Annotated in this window: 15 protein-coding genes; 11 read left to right on the top strand and 4 right to left on the bottom strand. The window is 58.8% G+C overall.

What is annotated here, in order from left to right:
- Positions 1 to 9: 9 nt before the first annotated feature.
- The 10 genes from iscR (at position 10) to sseB (ending at position 7799) form a co-directional block, all read left to right on the top strand.
- A complete protein-coding gene (iscR, locus tag G7090_RS17245; RefSeq protein WP_032613130.1) occupies positions 10 to 501 on the top strand; it encodes a Fe-S cluster assembly transcriptional regulator IscR in 492 nt (163 codons plus the stop codon).
- A gap of 117 nt (positions 502 to 618) precedes the next feature.
- Positions 619 to 1833, top strand: coding sequence for an IscS subfamily cysteine desulfurase (locus G7090_RS17240; RefSeq protein WP_032613128.1), 1215 nt, complete (start codon positions 619 to 621; stop codon positions 1831 to 1833).
- Positions 1834 to 1856: 23 nt separating this feature from the next.
- Positions 1857 to 2243 carry a Fe-S cluster assembly scaffold IscU gene (iscU, locus tag G7090_RS17235; RefSeq protein ID WP_004866383.1) on the top strand — a complete coding sequence of 129 codons (387 nt, stop codon included), beginning with the start codon at positions 1857 to 1859 and terminating at the stop codon, positions 2241 to 2243.
- 15 nt (positions 2244 to 2258) lie between these two features.
- Positions 2259 to 2582, top strand: coding sequence for an iron-sulfur cluster assembly protein IscA (gene iscA / locus G7090_RS17230; protein ID WP_039029731.1), 324 nt, complete (start codon positions 2259 to 2261; stop codon positions 2580 to 2582).
- Between the two features lie 77 nt (positions 2583 to 2659).
- Entirely contained in the window at positions 2660 to 3175 is a 516-nt protein-coding gene (gene hscB / locus G7090_RS17225) for a co-chaperone HscB (protein ID WP_106994592.1), read from the top strand.
- Between the two features lie 14 nt (positions 3176 to 3189).
- On the top strand, positions 3190 to 5040 hold the full coding sequence (gene hscA / locus G7090_RS17220; protein ID WP_166183363.1) for a Fe-S protein assembly chaperone HscA: 1851 nt from the start codon (positions 3190 to 3192) through the stop codon (positions 5038 to 5040).
- Between the two features lies 1 nt (position 5041).
- The gene (gene fdx / locus G7090_RS17215; protein WP_106994594.1) at positions 5042 to 5377 is read left to right on the top strand and encodes an ISC system 2Fe-2S type ferredoxin; all 336 of its coding nucleotides are present in this window, start codon (positions 5042 to 5044) and stop codon (positions 5375 to 5377) included.
- Position 5378: 1 nt separating this feature from the next.
- Entirely contained in the window at positions 5379 to 5579 is a 201-nt protein-coding gene (gene iscX / locus G7090_RS17210) for a Fe-S cluster assembly protein IscX (RefSeq protein WP_106994595.1), read from the top strand.
- A gap of 60 nt (positions 5580 to 5639) precedes the next feature.
- Positions 5640 to 6926, top strand: coding sequence for an aminopeptidase PepB (gene pepB / locus G7090_RS17205; RefSeq protein WP_166183361.1), 1287 nt, complete (start codon positions 5640 to 5642; stop codon positions 6924 to 6926).
- Between the two features lie 96 nt (positions 6927 to 7022).
- Positions 7023 to 7799, top strand: coding sequence for an enhanced serine sensitivity protein SseB (sseB, locus tag G7090_RS17200; protein ID WP_166183359.1), 777 nt, complete (start codon positions 7023 to 7025; stop codon positions 7797 to 7799).
- Between the two features lie 18 nt (positions 7800 to 7817).
- Here sseB and G7090_RS17195 read toward each other — a convergent pair whose 3' ends face one another.
- The 4 genes from G7090_RS17195 to G7090_RS17180 form a co-directional block, all read right to left on the bottom strand.
- Complete coding sequence (locus tag G7090_RS17195; RefSeq protein WP_166183357.1) at positions 7818 to 8588, bottom strand: MurR/RpiR family transcriptional regulator; 771 nt, start codon at positions 8586 to 8588, stop codon at positions 7818 to 7820.
- Positions 8588 to 9436, bottom strand: coding sequence for a 3-mercaptopyruvate sulfurtransferase (gene sseA, locus G7090_RS17190; RefSeq protein ID WP_166183355.1), 849 nt, complete (start codon positions 9434 to 9436; stop codon positions 8588 to 8590). The genes G7090_RS17195 and sseA overlap by 1 nt, the downstream gene beginning before the upstream one ends.
- An 89-nt stretch (positions 9437 to 9525) precedes the next feature.
- Positions 9526 to 10893, bottom strand: coding sequence for a 6-phospho-alpha-glucosidase (locus G7090_RS17185; RefSeq protein WP_166183353.1), 1368 nt, complete (start codon positions 10891 to 10893; stop codon positions 9526 to 9528).
- 11 nt (positions 10894 to 10904) lie between these two features.
- Complete coding sequence (locus G7090_RS17180) at positions 10905 to 12449, bottom strand: PTS transporter subunit EIIC (protein WP_106994601.1); 1545 nt, start codon at positions 12447 to 12449, stop codon at positions 10905 to 10907.
- 286 nt (positions 12450 to 12735) lie between these two features.
- Between G7090_RS17180 and G7090_RS17175 the strand changes: the two genes are divergently transcribed.
- Positions 12736 to 17703 (top strand): alpha-2-macroglobulin, encoded by a 4968-nt coding sequence (locus G7090_RS17175; protein ID WP_166183351.1) that lies wholly within the window; start codon positions 12736 to 12738, stop codon positions 17701 to 17703.

Raw genomic sequence — 17703 nt, 5'->3', positions numbered from 1 at the left:
AAGTAAGACATGAGACTGACATCTAAAGGGCGTTATGCCGTGACCGCGATGCTGGACGTTGCGCTCAACTCCGAATCGGGCCCGGTTCCGTTGGCTGATATTTCTGAACGTCAGGGAATCTCCCTCTCTTATCTGGAACAGCTTTTCTCCCGACTGCGTAAAAATGGCCTGGTTTCCAGCGTCCGCGGTCCTGGCGGCGGATATCTGTTAGGTAAAGACGCGGGCAGTATTGCCGTTGGCGAAGTGATTAGCGCAGTTGACGAATCCGTCGACGCGACCCGTTGCCAGGGTAAAGGCGGCTGTCAGGGCGGCGATAAATGTCTGACTCACGCGCTGTGGCGCGATCTGAGCGACCGTCTGACCGGCTTCCTGAATAACATCACCATTGGTGAACTGGTTAACAACCAGGAAGTGCTGGACGTCTCTGGTCGCCAGCACTCGCACGAGTCCCATCGTAATACCCGCGCGCAGGACGCTATCGACGTCAAATTACGCGCGTAATAAAAAATAAGTATTTCAGAATCAGGCCGGGGCATAACTCGCCCCGCGTACTCGGTCGTACATCCAGCCGGTTGCCTGATTCCTTGCATTGAAGCGATGTACGGAGTTTAAAGAGCAATGAAATTACCGATCTATCTCGATTACTCCGCAACCACGCCGGTGGACCCGCGTGTTGCCGAGAAAATGATGCAGTGTCTGACCCTGGACGGAAACTTTGGTAACCCGGCTTCCCGTTCTCACCGTTTTGGCTGGCATGCTGAAGAGGCGGTAGATATCGCCCGTAATCAGATTGCCGAGCTGGTTGGCGCGGACCCGCGTGAAATTGTTTTCACCTCTGGCGCGACCGAATCCGATAACCTGGCGATCAAGGGTGCGGCCAATTTCTATCAGAAAAAAGGCAAGCACATCATCACCAGCAAAACCGAACACAAAGCCGTGCTGGATACCTGTCGTCAGCTGGAGCGTGAAGGGTTTGAAGTGACCTACCTCGCACCGCAGCGCAACGGTATCATCGACCTGAAAGAGCTCGAAGCGGCCATGCGTGATGACACCATCCTGGTCTCCATCATGCACGTGAACAACGAAATCGGCGTGGTGCAGGATATCGCTACCATCGGCGAACTGTGCCGTGCCCGCGGTATCATCTACCACGTGGATGCGACCCAGAGCGTGGGCAAACTGCCTATCGACCTGAGCCAGCTGAAAGTGGACCTGATGTCCTTCTCCGGCCACAAAATCTATGGCCCGAAAGGCATTGGCGCGCTGTACGTGCGTCGTAAGCCACGTATCCGTATCGAATCCCAGATGCACGGCGGCGGTCACGAGCGCGGTATGCGTTCCGGTACTCTGCCTGTTCACCAGATCGTCGGGATGGGTGAAGCCTACCGTATCGCCAAAGAAGAGATGGAAACCGAGATGGCACGCCTGCGTACGCTGCGTAACCGTCTGTGGGAAGGCGTGAAGGATATGGAAGAGGTCTACCTGAACGGCGATCTCGAGCAGGGCGCACCAAACATTCTTAACGTCAGCTTCAACTATGTTGAAGGCGAGTCGCTGATCATGGCCCTGAAAGACCTGGCCGTCTCTTCCGGTTCTGCGTGTACTTCCGCAAGCCTCGAGCCGTCCTACGTGCTGCGCGCACTGGGCATGACCGACGAACTGGCACACAGCTCTATCCGTTTCTCTTTAGGTCGTTTCACTACCGATGAAGAGATTGACTACACCATCAAGCTGGTTCGCAACTCCATTGGCCGTCTGCGTGACCTTTCTCCACTGTGGGAAATGTTCAAAGAAGGCGTGGATCTGAACAGCATTGAATGGTCACATCACTAATCGGTTTGTAAGGAGAATTCAACATGGCATACAGCGAAAAAGTTATCGATCATTACGAGAATCCACGTAACGTGGGCTCCTTCGACAACAGTGATGACAGCGTGGGCAGCGGCATGGTGGGTGCACCAGCCTGTGGCGACGTGATGAAGTTGCAGATTAAAGTCAACAATGAAGGTATCATTGAAGACGCGCGCTTCAAGACCTACGGTTGCGGTTCCGCAATCGCTTCCAGCTCCCTGGTCACCGAGTGGGTGAAGGGCAAATCCCTGGACGAAGCGCAGGCAATTAAAAATACCGATATTGCTGACGAACTCGAACTGCCGCCGGTGAAAATTCACTGCTCTATCCTGGCGGAAGATGCGATTAAAGCCGCAATCGCGGATTACAAAAGCAAACGTGAAGCAAAATAATTAGTTGAGGTTGTTATGTCGATTACCCTTAGCGACAGCGCTGCCGCGCGAGTAAGCTCCTTCCTGGCAAACCGTGGCAAAGGCTTTGGCCTGCGACTGGGTGTACGCACTTCCGGCTGTTCCGGTATGGCGTATGTACTGGAATTTGTTGACGAACCTGCGGCGGAAGATACCGTGTTCGAAGACAAAGGCGTGAAGGTAGTGGTCGATGGTAAAAGCCTGCAGTTCCTGAACGGCACTCAGCTGGACTTTGTCAAAGAAGGCCTTAACGAAGGGTTTAAATTCACCAACCCGAACGTGAAAGATGAGTGCGGCTGCGGCGAAAGCTTCCACGTCTAATTGCGTATCACCTGCTAACCCCACCGCAGCCAGACTGTGTGTGGGGTTTGTTTTAATCAGCTAACCCTGAGATTGTTATGGATTACTTCACCCTCTTTGGGTTACCAGCCGGGTATGAAATTGATACTCAGGCGCTGGCGGCCCGTTTCCAGGATCTGCAACGTCAGTACCATCCGGATAAGTTTGCCAGCGGCACCCAGGCGGAACAGCTGGCGGCGGTGCAGCACTCTGCGACCATCAATCAGGCGTGGCAAACCCTGCGCAATCCGCTGAGCCGGGCAGAATATCTGCTCTCGCTTCATGGGTTTGATCTCGCCAGTGAGCAACACACCGTCCGCGACACCGCTTTCCTGATGGAACAGCTGGAGCTGCGTGAAGAGCTGGATGAGATCGACCAGGCCAAAGACGAAGCGCGTCTGGAACGTTTTATTAAGCGCGTAAAAGGGATGTTCGATGCCCGCCATCAGCAGATGGTTGACCAATTGAATAACGAGACGTGGGACGTGGCGGCGGACACTGTGCGCAAGCTGCGTTTTCTCGATAAACTGCGAAGCAGTGCTGAACAACTCGAAGAAAAGCTGCTCGATTTTTAATTTCGGAAGCAATTATGGCCTTATTACAAATTAGTGAGCCGGGCTTAAGTGCCGCACCGCACCAGCGTCGTCTGGCGGTAGGCATCGACTTAGGCACCACCAATTCGCTGGTGGCGACCGTGCGCAGCGGCCAGGCTGAGACGCTGGCGGATGCGCAGGGTCAACACCTGTTGCCGTCTGTGGTCCACTATCAGCCCCAGGGCCACAGCGTGGGTTACGACGCCCGCGCCAATGCGGCACAGGATCCTGCCAACACCATCAGTTCGGTAAAACGCATGATGGGCCGTTCCCTGGCAGACATCCAGAGTCGTTACCCACATCTGCCGTATCAGCTGCAGTCCAGTGAAAACGGCCTGCCGATGATCGCCACCACTGCCGGTTTACTCAACCCGATCCGTGTCTCTGCCGATATCCTTAAGGCGCTGGCCGCCCGCGCGACCGCGACCCTGGAAGGCGAACTGGATGGCGTGGTGATCACCGTTCCGGCCTATTTCGATGACGCCCAGCGTCAGGGCACCAAAGACGCGGCGCGTCTGGCGGGCCTGCACGTGCTGCGTCTGCTCAACGAGCCGACCGCGGCTGCCATTGCCTACGGCCTCGACTCCGGTCAGGAAGGGGTGATTGCCGTCTTCGACCTCGGCGGCGGGACCTTCGATATTTCTATCCTGCGCCTGAGCCGCGGGGTATTTGAAGTGCTGGCCACCGGCGGCGACTCTGCTCTCGGCGGCGACGACTTTGACCACCTGCTGGCGGATCATATCTGTGAGCTGGCGGGAATCGCCGATCGGAGTGATGCGCGCCTGCAGCGTCAGCTGCTGGACGCCGCCATTGCCGCCAAAATCGCCCTCAGCGATGCCCCGTCCGTGACCGTTGAGATCGCGGGCTGGAAAGGCGACATCAGCCGCGAGCAGTTCAATGAACTGATCGCCCCGCTGGTGAAGCGCACTCTGCTGGCCTGCCGTCGCGCGCTGAAAGATGCGGGCGTCGAGGCACAAGAGGTGCTGGACGTAGTGATGGTCGGCGGGTCGACCCGCGTTCCGCTGGTGCGTGAGCGCGTGGGCGAGTTCTTTGGCCGCACGCCATTAACCTCGATCGACCCGGATAAAGTGGTCGCCATTGGCGCCGCCATCCAGGCCGATATCCTGGTCGGCAACAAGCCGGACAGCGAAATGCTGCTGCTGGACGTCATCCCGCTGTCCCTCGGTTTAGAAACCATGGGCGGCCTGGTTGAGAAGGTGATCCCGCGTAACACCACCATTCCGGTGGCGCGTGCGCAGGAGTTCACCACCTTCAAAGACGGCCAGACCGCGATGTCGATCCACGTCCTGCAGGGCGAGCGCGAGCTGGTCCAGGATTGCCGCTCGCTGGCGCGTTTCGCGCTGCGCGGCATTCCGGCGCTGCCTGCGGGCGGGGCGCATATCCGCGTCACCTTTCAGGTGGATGCGGACGGCCTGCTGAGCGTCACGGCGATGGAAAAATCGACCGGTGTCGAATCCTCCATCCAGGTGAAACCGTCCTACGGTCTGACCGATGGCGAAATCGCCACCATGATTCAGGACTCAATGAGTTTTGCTGCGCAGGATGTGAAGGCGCGCATGCTGGCTGAACAGAAAGTTGAAGCCGCACGCGTGCTGGAAAGCCTGAACAGCGCACTCACTGCTGATGCCGCGCTGTTAAGCGCCGCTGAACGTCAGGCCATTGACGACGCCGTCGCGCAACTGAGCGCGGTAGCGGAAGGCGATGACGCTGACGCCATAGAACAAGCGATTAAAAACGTTGATAAACAAACCCAGGAGTTCGCCGCACGCCGTATGGACCAGTCTGTCCGTACCGCGCTGAAAGGCCACTCCGTGGACGAGGTTTAATATGCCAAAGATTGTTATTTTGCCTCATGCGGACCTCTGTCCGGATGGTGCAGTTCTGGAAGCTGAGACTGGCGAAACCATCCTTAACGTTGCCCTGCGCAACGGTATCGAAGTGGAACACGCCTGTGAAAAATCCTGTGCCTGCACGACCTGCCACTGCATCGTCCGCGAGGGCTTTGACTCTCTTGCGGAGAGTACAGAAGACGAAGATGACATGCTGGATAAAGCATGGGGTCTGGAGCCGGAAAGTCGTCTGAGCTGTCAGGCGCGCGTCACCGATGAAGATCTGGTGGTCGAACTTCCGCGTTATACGCTTAACCACGCACGCGAGCATTAATATGGGACTGAAGTGGACAGACAGCCGTGAAATCGGCGAGGCGCTGTACGACGCTAATCCGGATCTCGATCCGAAAACCGTACGCTTCACCGATATGCATCAGTGGATTTGCGATCTGGAAGAGTTTGACGACGATCCTAACGCATCCAATGAAAAAGTTCTGGAGGCGATTCTGCTAGTCTGGTTAGACGAAGCAGAATAAAAACGTTACGGGCTGCCTTCAGGCGGCCCGTTTGCTTGTTGCTAATAAGGATAAATAAAAATGACCGAAGCGATGAAGATTACGCTCTCTACTCAGCCTGCCGATGCGCGCTGGGGTGAAAAAGCGACTTACAGCATTAATAACGACGGTATTACCCTGCACCTGAACGGCAGTGACGATTTAGGCCTGATCCAGCGCGCAGCGCGTAAAATTGACGGTCTGGGCATTAAACATGTCACCCTCGACGGCGAAGGCTGGGATGTGGATCGCAGCTGGGCCTTTTCGTCAGGTTACAAAGGCCCGAAAGGCACCCGTAAAATTGAGTGGGCCAGCCTCGACGCGGCGGCACAGAAAGAGCTGGAAAGCCGTCTGACCATCATCGACTGGGTGCGTGACACCATTAACGCCCCGGCGGAAGAGTTAGGCCCGGAGCAGCTGGCGCAGCGCGCGGTGGATCTGCTGAGCAACGTCGCTGGCGACAAGATGTCTTATCGCATCACTAAAGGCGAAGATCTGCGCGAGCAGAACTACATGGGTCTGCACACCGTAGGCCGTGGTTCTGAACGCCCACCGGTTCTGCTGGCGCTGGATTTCAACCCGACCGGCGACAAGCAAGCCCCGGTGTATGCCTGCCTGGTAGGAAAAGGCATCACCTTCGATACCGGCGGTTACAGCCTGAAGCAGAGCGCGTTCATGGACTCGATGAAGTCCGACATGGGCGGCGCGGCTACCATTACCGGCGCGCTGGCTTTTGCCATCACCCGCGGCCTGAACAAGCGCGTGAAGCTGTACCTGTGCTGCGCCGACAACATGGTCAGCGGTAATGCCTTCAAGCTGGGCGATATCATTCGCTACCGCAACGGCAAGAACGTCGAAGTGATGAACACCGACGCCGAAGGCCGTCTGGTGCTGGCCGATGGCCTGATTGATGCTTCCGCGCAGAAACCTGAGCTGATCATCGACATGGCGACCCTGACCGGCGCGGCGAAAACGGCGCTCGGCAACGACTACCATGCCCTGTTCAGCTTCGACGACAAGCTGGCGGCCCGTCTGCTGGCCAGCGCCGCTGCCGAGAACGAGCCGTTCTGGCGTCTGCCGCTGGCCGAGTTCCACCGCAGCCAGCTGCCGTCGAACTTTGCCGAACTGAACAACACCGCCAGCGCGGCCTATCCGGCCGGTGCCAGCACCGCCGCCGGTTTCCTGTCGCACTTCGTTGAGAACTATCACGAAGGCTGGCTGCACATCGACTGTTCCGCCACCTACCGTAAAGCAGCGGTCGAGCAGTGGTCTGCTGGTGCCACCGGTCTGGGTGTGCGTACCATTGCGAACCTGTTGACCGCAGAGTAATTGGCTTGCCCGGCGGCGCTGTGCTTGCACGGGCCTACGGGTTTTGTAGGCCGGGTAAGCGAAGCGCCACCCGGCGTTTTTTGAAGTTGTGAGTGTATGTCAGAAACCAAAAACGAATTAGAAACCCTGCTGGAGAAGGCGGCCACCGAGCCCGCCCATCGTCCGGCATTTTTCCGCACGCTGCTGGAGTCCACCGTCTGGGTGCCCGGCACCGCCGCGGAAGGTGAGCAGGTTGTTGAGGACAGCGCCCTGGATCTGCTGCACTGGGAAAAGGATGACGGCACCTCGGTGATCCCGTTCTTCTCCTCCCTGGAAGCGTTGCAGGAAGCGGTTGAAGATGAGCAGGCGTTCGTGGTGATGCCGGTGCGCACGCTGTTTGAGATGACGCTGGGCGAAACCCTGTTCCTGAATGCCAAACTGCCGACCGGGAAAGAGTTTACCCCGAGCGAAATCAGCCATCTGATCGGTGAGGAGGGCAACCCGCTCAGCACTCAGGAGGTGCTGGAGGGCGGTGCATCTCTGCTGCTGTCGGAAGTGGCCGAGCCACCGGCGCAGATGATCGACTCCCTGACCACCCTGTTCAAAACCCTCAAACCGGTGAAACGGGCGTTTCTCTGCTCCATCAAAGAGCAGGCTGACGAACAGCCGGTACTGCTGATTGGCATTGAGGCAGATGGCGACATCGAAGAGATCATCCAGGCGACAGGCAGCGTGGCGACCGACACCCTGCCGGGCGACGAGCCGATCGATATCTGTCAGGTGGTGAAAGGGGAGAAGGGCATCAGCCACTTTATCACCGAGCACATCACGCCGTTCTATGAACGTCGCTGGGGTGGCTTCCTGCGCGATTTCAAAAACAACCGCATTATCTGAACCATCACGGGGTGATCTTCACCCCGTTGCTTCCAGCAGCAGTAAATCCATTAGCAGCACCAGGTTCGACTCAAACGACGTCACCCCTGCGGCCTCGGCAGCGAAATGCACCGCTTCGTCGTACAGCGCAAAATGCAGATCCGCCATCCCCGCCAGCGTGTTTGCCGACGCCCGGGTAAAGGCCACCACCGTCATCCCCACGTTCTGCGCGATCCGCGCCTTATCCAGTACCTGCTCCGTTTCGCCACTGCGCGACACCGCGATGAAGACCTGATAGCGCGAGGCGTTGCTGAGAAAAATATTGCGGCTGTCGCCAGGACCGGAGATAAACGCCGTCTTGCCCAGCACCTGCAGTTTCTTGGTCAGGTACTCGGCAAACAGGTAGGAAAAGCCCGCCCCGTAGAGAAAGAAGCTCTCTTTCTCCCGCAGCAGTTCGCCAAAGCGGCGACGTTTTTCCGGTGTCGCCCACTGCAGGGTCTGCTGGTAATTAGCAATAAACTGATTAAACAGCGCGGGGAGTTCCGCCGTCTGGCTGGCTTCAGCTGCAATGTGCGGCGTATCGCTCAGCAGCTGCTTGCAGTGCCAGGTGAACTCGCTAAAGCCGCTGAAGCCCAGCTTGCGGCACAGACGCATAATAGTGGCGGTAGAGACAAAGGTCGCCTGCGCCAGCTCCCGCACGGTGATCTGGCCCACCAGCAGGGGATGTTCGGTGAGATGGGCCAGCACGCGATACTCTGCGCGGGTCAGAGACTCCCCGCGCGTTAACAGTGTCGCCAGACGGTTATCCATTACTGAGCCGGTTCAACCGGCAGATCGTCCCGGGCACCCCATTCACTCCACGCCCCGTCGTACAGCGTGACGTCGGTTTTGCCGAGGGTCGCCAGCGCCAGAATGACGACGCAGGCGGTGACCCCGGAGCCACAGCTGGCGACAATTGGCTGATGCAGATCCACGCCCTGACGAGAGAAAATCTCCCGCAGCTCGTCGGTGGTTTTCAGTTCGCCTTCAAACACCAGATCGCCCCACGGCACGTTAAGTGCGCCGGGGATATGGCCGCGTTTGAGGCCCGGGCGCGGCTCGTCGGCCTCGGCGTTAAAGCGCGGGGCAGGGCGGGCATCGACAATCTGCGCGGTCTGCTCGTGGCTTGCCAGCAGCACGTCGGTGACGCACTTGATCGCCCCGGCATCGAAGGTGGCTTCGAAATCGCCATCCGGCAGAGAGATATCGCCCTGCTGGAGAGGCAGCTCAGCCCGCTGCCAGCCGGCAAGACCACCCGCCAGAATCGACACTTTCTCCACGCCGAAGGTTTTCAGCATCCACCATGCTCGCGGAGCGGAGAAGAGGTTACCCTCATCGTAAACGACCAGATGCTTATCGCGGCTGATGCCCAGCTCGCGCATCGCCACGGCAAAGGCTTCCGGGCGCGGCATCATGTGCGGCAGGGGAGAGGTATGATCGGAGAGCGCTTCGATATCAAAAAATACCGCGTCCGGCAGATGTCCGGCGCGGTATTCCGCGGGCATATCGCGAAGGTGTTCCTGACCAGCAGGAGCCATACGAGCATCAATGATTTGAACTTCAGGGTCATCACTGTGCTCAATCAGCCAGTCGGCTGAGACAAAATACGAGGTGGACATGGGTGCCTCCATTAATGAATCCATTGATGGATTGTCGGTGTTTTTTCTGACACCGACAAGCGGACCACGTTCAACTCGCGAGCAAACCCTTATTTTTTCACTGCTTCCCCATCCTGCCAGGCTTTTTGCAGCGCTGGCCAGTATTCGCGGTTGGCCTCGATCATCTCATCCAGGATCGCTTTGGCATGCTCCATCGTCGGCACGGTGCGGTTCAGGGTGAACGCCTGCAACGCTTTTTCGTAGCTGCCTTCGATGGTGGCTTCTACCAGCAGTTGCTCCGAGGCCAGCTGCTGTTGCAGCAGGGTCTGGTGGAACAGCGGCACCTGACCGATGCGGATCGGCTCAGGCCCTTCGCTTGTAATATATGCCGGAACCTCAACCATCGCGTCGTACGGCAGATTGGTAATCGCCCCGCGGTTTTCCACCATCACCAGATGACGCTGACGCAGGTTAAACGCCAGCGAGCGGGCCACATCCACGATAAACTCGCCGTGCACTCCGACGTGGAAGGCATCCGACAGGATCCCGGTCTGTTTATACTCTTCCGCGGCGGCAAACAGCTTTTTCTCACGTCCGTTCATCACTTCGTTGGCGCGGGTGTAGTCCGGGTTCTGGTGCTCGACGATCTGGTTCGGCATCAGGTAGTACTGCAGATACGGGTTCGGCAGATATTCCGGGAAGTTATCCATGATCGGCTTGATGTTGCGCCAGGTTTTCACCCACGATGGATCCGAGTGCTGCGGGTCGGTTTTGGCCGCATCTTCGGTCAGCAGACCAAATCTGGCGATATGGCGACGCAGCTCTGGCAGCCTGTCCTCGCCGTCCACCAGCACGCGGGTAAACCAGCCGAAGTGGTTGAGGCCGAAGTAGTCCACCTCCAGCTTGTGGCGATCCACGCCGAGAATGGCTCCCATGTTACGCATCGCCGCCACCGGCATATCGCAAATGTTCAGTACCCGGGCCTCCGGGCGCAGGCGGCGCACGCCTTCGGCAACAATGGCTGCCGGGTTGGAGTAGTTAACGATCCACGCCTTCTCATGGGCATAGCGGTCAACCATGTCGATCAGCTCAACCATCGGCAGGATGGTGCGCAGGCCGTACGCCAGTCCGCCCGGGCCACAGGTCTCCTGGCCGACCACGCCGTGACGCAGGGGGATCTTCTCATCCTGCTCGCGCATTTTGTACTGGCCGACGCGCATCTGGGCGAAGACGAAATGGGCCCCGCTGAACGCCACTTCCGGGTCGCTGGTGACGCTAAACTTAATGTCCTGGCTGTGATCGCGAATCACCTTCTCGACCACCGGCGCGATGGTGCTCTGCCGCGCTTCATCGATGTCGTAAAGGCGAATTTCCGCCAGCGGGAATTTGTCCAGCTGCACCATCAGGCTTTTCACAATCCCGGGCGTATAGGTGCTGCCGCCACCGGCGATAGAGAGAATAAATGGGGGGGTAATCATGTTTATCTCCTTCAGAGAACCGTCTCGACCGCTTCTCGCATTTTTTTGACATGCAGCCCGTAGACCACCTGAACGTTGTTACCTTGCTTGATAATGCCTTTCGCGCCCGTCGCCTTGAGCCGCGGCTCGTCGATGATGGCTACGTCTTTGACCGTGACGCGCAGGCGGGTGTAGCAGTTGTCCACCACTTCAATGTTTTCGCGTCCGCCGAGGCCGACGACAATCGCCTCGCCCAGACCATCATTACTGCCTTTCGCCTGATACTCCTGTTTGCTGTACAGGCGGGTCTCCTGATCTTCCTCTTCACGCCCCGGGGTCTTCATGCGGAAATGCAGGATCAGGAAGCGGAAGACCACGAAGTAGAGGCTGAACATGATTAACCCGACCAGGATGTACATCGGCCAGTTGGATTTTTCGGTGCCCAGCGGCAGGTTATAGAGAATGAAATCGATGATGCCGTTGGCGCCGATAGCGTGAACCCCCAGCAGATAAAAGAGCATCATGCCGATCCCGGTCAGCACCGCGTGAACCACAAACAGCAGCGGGGCGACGAACAGGAAGGAGAACTCAATCGGCTCGGTCACCCCCACCAGCAGTGAGGTGAGTGCCGCCGGGATCAGAATCGCTTTCGCCGCGGCTTTACGTTCTGGCTTCGCGGTCATGTACATCGCCAGCGCGGCGGCAGGCAGGCCAAACATTTTGCTGATGCCGCGGGCATCCCATACCACGGTGCTGCTGAGCTGCTTCACCTCCGGACAGGCCATCTCGGCAAAGTAGATATTGCGCGCGCCCTGATAGGTGGCGCCGCAGACCTCCTGGGTGCCGCCCAGCTCGGTATAGAGGAAAGGGGTATAGACCAGATGGTGCAGACCGGTCGGCACCAGGATGCGCTCAAGGAAGCCGTAAATCGCCACCCCAAAGGCCCCGGAGCCTTTAATGGCTAAGGCCATGGCGCTGATGCCGTGCTGGGCAAAGGGCCACAGCTCGCTCATTACCACCCCCAGCAGCATCGAGACCGGCAGCATAATGATGGCGACGAAGCAGTGCCCCGAGTAGATCGCCATCGCGCCGTTAAACTGCACACCGGAGTATTTGTTATACAGATAACCCGACAGCGCCCCGGTAAGGATCCCGGCAAAGACGCCCATCTCCAGCACCTGTACCCCCAGCACCATGCTCTGCCCGGCAGCTTTCATCTGATCCGCGGGAGCCAGCGCACCCTGTAGCTGCATGGTCACGTTCATGGCGTTGATAAACACCACGAAGGTCACCAGGCCGATCAGCGCCGCGTAACCTTTGTCACGCGTTGCCAGACCGATAGGGATCCCCACGGCAAACACCAGCGCCAGGTTGACCAGCACCGAGACGGCGGATTTTGAAATCAGCTGGCCGATGCTCTGGATCAGTGGATGGCCGAGGAATGGCAGATACCCGGCAAGGGCGCCATTACCTAATACATTACCAAAAGCAATGAACAGACCGACTATCGGCAGGATAAGTACAGGTCCGTACAATGATTTTCCGAAATTTTGTAGGGCGTTCACGGCTCGTTTCATCTCGTTCTCTCTTATTGAACCGCGCACTCAGGGTGCGTCATAGCATTAAAATTAGCAGGGCAAGCGCGACCTTATCCAGCTATCTTATTGTTTTAAAAACAAATGACGTTAAAGGTTACATGTAACCTTTAACGCTGTGATCGCGCCAGCAACGAAATCTTTATCGGCACAGAAAAGTTTGCGAGGCGTTGTCCAGAATTGGAATCAACGCTTTTGTATTAATGAAACTTGCGGATAATACTTATCCCGACGACGACCAACAGGCCCGCAAGGCCAGGGATAAAGGATGAAACCGTTTCGCCTTGCCGCGCTGTCATTAGCGCTGCTTACCTCCATCACGCTTGGCGGCTGTGATGAGAGTGACGATAAAACCTCTTCAGCGGCACCCGCCACCGCCACTGCTTCCACCTCTACGCCAGCGCCTGCTTCTGCGCCGGTCAAGCCGGACAACGCCACGCTGGAGAAGCTGGCAGCACAAAGCCAGGGCAAAACGCTGTCCCTGCTGGATGCGTCTGAGATCCAGCTGGAGGGTGCCGCCGCCCTGGTGCTGACCTTCTCGGTGCCGCTGGATCCTTCGCAGGATTTCGCCCGCGCGGTGCACGTGGTCGATAAAAAAAGCGGCAAGGTTGACGGTGCCTGGGAGCTGGCGCCGAACCTGAAAGAGCTGCGCCTGCGTCATCTGGAGCCGAACCGCAACCTGGTGGTTACCGTCGAGCGCGATCTGCTGGCGCTGAATAAAAGCACCTTTGGCAGCGACGTCGAAAAAGCCATTACAACCCGCGATATTGCGCCGAGCGTGGGCTTTGCCAGCCGCGGCTCGTTGCTGCCGGGCAAGGTGGTGGAAGGGCTGCCGGTGATGGCGCTGAACGTTAATAATGTCGATGTCAATTTCTACCGGGTCAAACCCGAGTCACTGGCCGCCTTTGTCAGCCAGTGGGAGTACCGCAGCTCGCTCACCAACTGGGAATCCGACAATCTGCTGAAGATGGCGGAGCTGGTCTACACCGGCCGTTTTGACCTTAATCCGGCCCGCAATACCCGCGAAAAATTGCTCCTGCCGCTGGCGGATATCAAGCCGCTGCAGCAGGCGGGTGTCTATATCGCGGTGATGAATCAGGCCGGGCATTACAACTACAGCAATGCCGCCACCCTCTTTACCCTCAGCGATATCGGTCTGTCGGCACACCGCTACCATAACCGGTTGGATATCTTTACCCAGAGCCTGGAGAACGGCGCGGCGCAGTCGGCTATTGAGGTGCAGCTGCTTAACAATAAAGGGCAGGCCCTGGCGCAGGCCACCAGCGACGCCGATGGTCACGCGACCCTGCAGACTGACAAAGAGGCCGCGCTGCTCCTCGCCCGTAAAGACGGGCAGACCACGCTGCTGGATCTCACCCTCCCGGCGCTGGATCTGGCGGAATTTGCTATCTCCGGCGCGCCGGGCTTTAGTAAACAGTTCTTTATGTTTGGCCCGCGGGATCTCTACCGCCCGGGCGAAACGGTGATCCTCAACGGCCTGCTGCGCGACAGCGACGGCAAACCGCTCCCCGACCAGCCGGTGAAGCTGGAGGTGCTGCGCCCGGACGGCCAGGTGGCGCGCACCGTGGTCAGCCAGCCTGCTAACGGGCTTTACCGCTTTGACTATCAGCTTGATAGCGGGGCACAAACCGGGATGTGGCATGTCCGTGCCAGCACCGGCGATAACCAGCAGCGAATGTGGGATTTCCACGTCGAAGACTTTATGCCGGAGCGCATGGCGCTGAATATTGAAGGGCAAAAAGCCCCAATTTCGCCGCAGGATCCTGTCGCCTTCGACGTGGTGGGATATTACCTGTACGGCGCGCCCGCCAACGGCAACAGCCTGCAGGGCCAGCTCTTCTTGCGTCCGCTGCGGGAAGCCGTGGCCGCCCTGCCGGGCTTCCAGTTCGGGGATATTGCCGAAGAGAACCTGAGCCGCAGCCTTGATGAGGTGCAGCTAACCCTCAACGAGCAGGGACGCGGGCAGGTGAGCAGTGACAGCCAGTGGAAAGAGACCCACTCTCCGCTGCAGGTTGTTTTGCAGGCCAGCCTGCTGGAGTCCGGTGGACGTCCGGTCACCCGCCGGGCAGAGCAGGCCGTCTGGCCAGCCGCAACTCTGCCGGGCATCCGTCCGCAGTTCGCCAGCAAAGCGGTCTATGACTACCGAACCGATACCACCGTTAATCAGCCGATTGTCGAGGAGAACAGCCAGGCCGGGTTTGATATCGTTTACGCCGATGCCAGCGGAGCAAAAAAAGCCGTCTCGGGCCTGCAGGTGCGTCTGATCCGCGAGCGCCGCGACTACTCCTGGAACTGGTCGGAGAGCGACGGCTGGCAGTCACAGTTTGATCAAAAAGATCTGATCGAGGGCGAGCAGGCGCTGGATCTGGCCGCCGACGAAACCGGAAAAGTCAGCTTCCCGGTGGAGTGGGGCTCCTATCGTCTGGAAGTGAAAGCCCCGGACGAGGCGGTCAGCAGCGTGCGCTTCTGGGCAGGCTACAGCTGGCAGGATAACAGCGACGGAACGGGGGCAGCACGCCCGGATCGCGTCACCCTGAAACTGGATAAACCGGCCTATCAGCCCGGGGATAGCATCAAGCTGCACATTGCCGCCCCGGCAGCAGGGAAAGGCTATGCCATGATCGAATCCAGCGAAGGGCCGCTGTGGTGGAAAGAGATCGAGGTCCCGGCCGAGGGGCTGGATATGACTATCCCGGTGGATAAAGCCTGGAAACGTCACGATCTTTATCTCTCCACGCTGGTGGTTCGCCCCGGCGATAAATCCAAATCCGCCACGCCAAAACGGGCGGTGGGCTTGCTGCATCTGCCGATGGGTGATGAAAACCGTCGCCTGAGCATTGCGCTGGATAACCCACAGAAAATGCGTCCGAACCAGACCCTGGCTGTCAAAGTGAAGGCCAGCGTGAAAGAGGGGGCTACCCCGCAGAAAATCAACGTGCTGGTCTCGGCGGTGGACAGTGGCGTACTCAATATTACCGATTACGTTACTCCCGATCCGTGGCAGGCATTCTTTGGTCAGAAGCGCTATGGCGCGGACATCTACGACATCTACGGCCAGGTGATTGAAGGCCAGGGGCGTCTGGCGTCGCTGCGCTTTGGTGGTGATGGGGATGAACTCAAGCGTGGCGGTAAACCGCCGGTCAACCATGTCACTATCATTGCCCAGCAGGCGCAGCCGGTAGAGCTGGATGCCAACGGTGAAGGGACCGTTTCGTTACCGATTGGTGACTTCAACGGCGAGCTGCGTCTGATGGCTCAGGCCTGGACCGATGACGATTTCGGCAGCAGTGAGAGCAAGGTTATCGTTGCCGCGCCCGTTATTACCGAGCTGAACACTCCACGCTTCCTGGCCAGCGGCGATAACGCCAGGCTGGCGCTGGATCTGACCAACCTGACGGATAAACCGCAAACCCTGAACGTGGCGCTGACCACGGGTGGAAATCTGGCGCTGGAAGGTAGCCAGCCGCAGCCGGTGCAGCTGGCGGCCGGTGAACGCTCGACGCTGTTTATTCCGGTGCGGGCGCTGGACGGTTACGGCGAGGGGGAAATCGCCGCCCAGGTGAGCGGCCTGACGCTTCCCGGCGAAACCTTCGCGCCACAGCAGAAGAGCTGGAAGATCGGCGTTCGTCCGGCGTTCCCGGCGCAGACGGTGAACAGCGGCACGATGCTCAAGCCGGGTGAAAGCTGGCACGCGCCGGAACAGCATCTTGCTAATTTCTCTCCGGTGACGTTACAGGGACAGCTCCTGCTCAGCGGCAAGCCGCCGCTCAACCTGGCCCGCTATATTCGTGAGCTGCAGGCCTATCCATATGGCTGTCTGGAGCAGACCACCAGCGGCCTGTTCCCGTCGCTCTATACCAGTGCCGCCCAGCTGAACGCCCTGGGCATAAAGGGTGATACCGACGAGAAGCGCCGGGCGGCTATTGAGATTGGCATCTCCCGCCTGCTGCAGATGCAGCGTAACGACGGCGGCTTTGCCCTGTGGGATAAGGAGGGTCCGGAAGAGTACTGGCTCACCGCCTATGTCACCGATTTCCTGGTGCGCGCGGGCGAGCAGGGTTACAGCGTTCCGACGGATGCGGTTAACAATGCCAACAACCGTCTGCTGCGCTACCTGCAGGACCCGGGCATGATGGCGGTCCGCTACAGCGACGACACCCCGGGTAGCAAGTTCGCTATTCAGGCCTATGCCGCGCTGGTGCTGGCGCGTCAGCAGAAAGCCCCTCTCGGCGCATTGCGTGAAATCTGGGAGCGTCGTGCCCAGGCAAAATCGGGTCTGCCGCTGATGCAGCTGGGACTGGCGCTGAAGCTGATGGGGGATGCACCCCGTAGTCAGCAGGCGCTGGATCTGGCGATCAAAACCCCGCGCAGCGAAACCCAGAGCTGGATGGCCGATTACGGCAGCCCGCTGCGGGATAACGCGATGATGCTCAGCCTGCTGGAAGAGTACAACCTGCTGCCGGATGCGCAGAACACGCTGTTGAATGCGCTCTCTCAGCAGGCGTTCAGCCAGCGTTGGCTCTCCACCCAGGAGAGCAATGCCCTGTTCCTGGCGGGGCGTTCCCTGCAGAACCTCTCCGGGGCATGGCAGGCGACCACTACGCTGGCGGAAGGTAGTACCAGCGGAGATAAACCACAGGTGCAGAACCTCAACGCCGATCAGCTGGCTGCTCTGCAGGTGACCAACACCGGTACTACGCCGCTGTGGGTACGCCTGGACAGCAGCGGTTACCCGCAATACGCGCCGCAGCCTGCTTCTAACGTCTTGAAAATTGAACGTCAGATTCTGGCCACCGACGGCAGCAGTAAATCCCTCTCGTCCCTGAAGAGCGGTGAGCTGGTGCTGGTCTGGCTGAACGTTACCGCCAGCCAGAGCGTGCCGGATGCGCTGGTGGTTGACCTGCTGCCTGCCGGGCTGGAGCTGGAAAACCAGAACCTTGCCAGCAGCAGCGCCAGCCTGCAGGAGAGCGGGAGTGAAGTACAGAACCTGCTCAACCAGATGCAGCAGGCCGATATTCAGCATATGGAGTTCCGCGACGATCGCTTTGTCGCTGCCGTGCCGGTCAATGAATACCAGCCGGTGACGCTGGTCTATCTGGCGCGCGCGGTCACCCCGGGAACCTATACCGTGCCTGTGCCGCTGGTGGAATCGATGTACGTGCCGCAGTGGCGGGCAACGGGTGCGGCCAGCGGCCCGCTGACTGTCGTTCCGTAA

The organism is Leclercia sp. 29361 (genome assembly GCF_011290365.1).
In the GTDB taxonomy this organism is placed as follows: domain Bacteria; phylum Pseudomonadota; class Gammaproteobacteria; order Enterobacterales; family Enterobacteriaceae; genus Enterobacter; species Enterobacter tamurae.
This window is presented reverse-complemented; position numbering and strand designations above follow the sequence as displayed.